General features: G+C 34.9%; 3 protein-coding genes. All 3 read left to right on the forward strand.

Features of this window, described 5'->3' with window-relative positions; all coding sequences use genetic code 11:
- Nucleotides 1-238: 238 nt before the first annotated feature.
- Nucleotides 239-640 (forward strand): large-conductance mechanosensitive channel protein MscL, encoded by a 402-nt coding sequence (gene mscL / locus AC220I_RS22195; protein ID WP_486726049.1) that lies wholly within the window; start codon nt 239-241, stop codon nt 638-640.
- A gap of 201 nt (nt 641-841) precedes the next feature.
- The gene (locus AC220I_RS22200; protein WP_486726050.1) at nt 842-1,363 is read left to right on the forward strand and encodes a flavin reductase family protein; all 522 of its coding nucleotides are present in this window, start codon (nt 842-844) and stop codon (nt 1,361-1,363) included.
- Between the two features lie 67 nt (nt 1,364-1,430).
- A partial coding sequence (locus AC220I_RS22205) for a glycosyltransferase family 2 protein (protein WP_486726051.1) occupies nt 1,431-1,671 on the forward strand: 241 nt, incomplete at its 3' end.

Consider the following 1,671-nt stretch of genomic DNA (forward strand, 5'->3'; position numbering starts at 1 on the left):
ATACTTGTGAAAACATGCATACGTCTTTTATTAGAATGTGCTCTCAGAAGGAGTATAACATGCCTTCAGGTCTTATACAATCAGGTCAATACGACTAAACATTTTTGAATAGACTACCATTGTAGAGGTTTATTCAAATTAATTCGAAAAATTAGTCGCAGATTACCTTTAAGTTTTGGGTATTATTATTTTAACTGGATTCACATAAGGTAATCACATACAATATGGAGGTACAAAAATGAAAACGTTTTTAGAAGAGTTTAAAAAATTCGCATTAAAAGGCAATGTCTTTGATATGGCAGTAGGGATCATCATAGGTGGCGCCTTTGGTAAAATTGTCGCTTCACTTGTAGGCGATGTTATCATGCCAATTGTAGGGCTTGCTTTTGGAGGTGTCAGCTTTACAGACCTTAAAATAGTCATTGCGGAAGCAGTGGGTGATGTCCCTGAATCAGCAATATATTATGGCAAGTTTATACAGAATATCGTGGATTTTGTCATAATTGCATTGGTAGTCTTTCTCATGGTAAAGAGTATAAATAAAATGAAAAGAAAAGAAGCAGAAAAGCCCGCAGCGCCAGCAAAACCATCGGATGAAGTTGTCTTATTAACTGAAATTAGGGATTTGTTAAAGAAATAGAATCATTTTGATGTGTTCCCTTTTATAGCGTGCTTTGATGTGCTTCATTATATCATCGATCAGTATTTCTGATAATAACTTTCGGTTAGATTGATTTTACAGATGGATGAACAATAGCTATACTGTTAATAAGAAGTTTGATGTTTATTGTAGGCATAATAGAGGATGAACGGGGCATGACATTCAGAAGGGAGTTGGCAAATGAATTCTGTTTTAAGGGAAGTTAAGTTTGAAGAAGTTCAAAATAAGATCATAGAACAATTAAAGAAAGGTATTTTTTTGACCGTCGAAGCTAATGGAATTGTCAATACAATGACGATTGCGTGGGGAAATAGCGGGCGTATGTGGGACAGAGACAGCTTTACTGTTGCAGTGAGGCATTCAAGATATACTTTTGAACTTATAGAAGGTTCAGCATATTTTACGATTAGCATTCCTAAACTGGGCACAATGAAAAATGAACTCCTCCTTTGTGGGACTGTTTCGGGTCGTGATAAGAACAAGTTTGAAGAAGATGGCCTTACAGCAAAATATTTGAAAGATTTTCCTGTTCCAGTAATTGAAGAGTGTGATTTGCATATTCTATGTAAAATTGCCTACAAGCAGTCTATGGACCCTTCTCTAATAGTAGCAGACTATGTCAAAGGCAAATACAAGTCAAATGATTACCATACTTTATATTATGGAGAGGTTATTGGTGTGTTTGAAAAAGAGATAAGCTAGAGAATTTAATTTTCTATTGATTTGGTATTGATCATAAGTGTGGTGACTAATTAAGAGAGGTCTTAAGATGAAAATTTCATTAATAATTCCAGCCTATAATGAGGCGCAATTGATTGAAAAAATGCTGATCTCTGTGATGAAGGCCAAAAAAGAGTTTGAAAGGAATGAATCCAATTCGTTGGAGGTCATTGTCGTCGATAACAATTCACAGGATAAAACAGTTGATATTGCATCCAAATATGAGGTGAAAATTGTAAGTGAAGAAGTGCATAATATTGCGAAAGTAAGGAATACAGGTGCTCGATATG

The organism is Fusibacter sp. (assembly GCF_057447755.1).

What these genes read in the sequence shown, in the direction of transcription:
- mscL (WP_486726049.1), top strand. Translation starts at nt 239, where the DNA reads ATGAAAACGTTTTTAGAAGAGTTTAAAAAATTCGCATTAAAAGGCAAT.
- AC220I_RS22200 (WP_486726050.1), top strand. Translation starts at nt 842, where the DNA reads ATGAATTCTGTTTTAAGGGAAGTTAAGTTTGAAGAAGTTCAAAATAAG.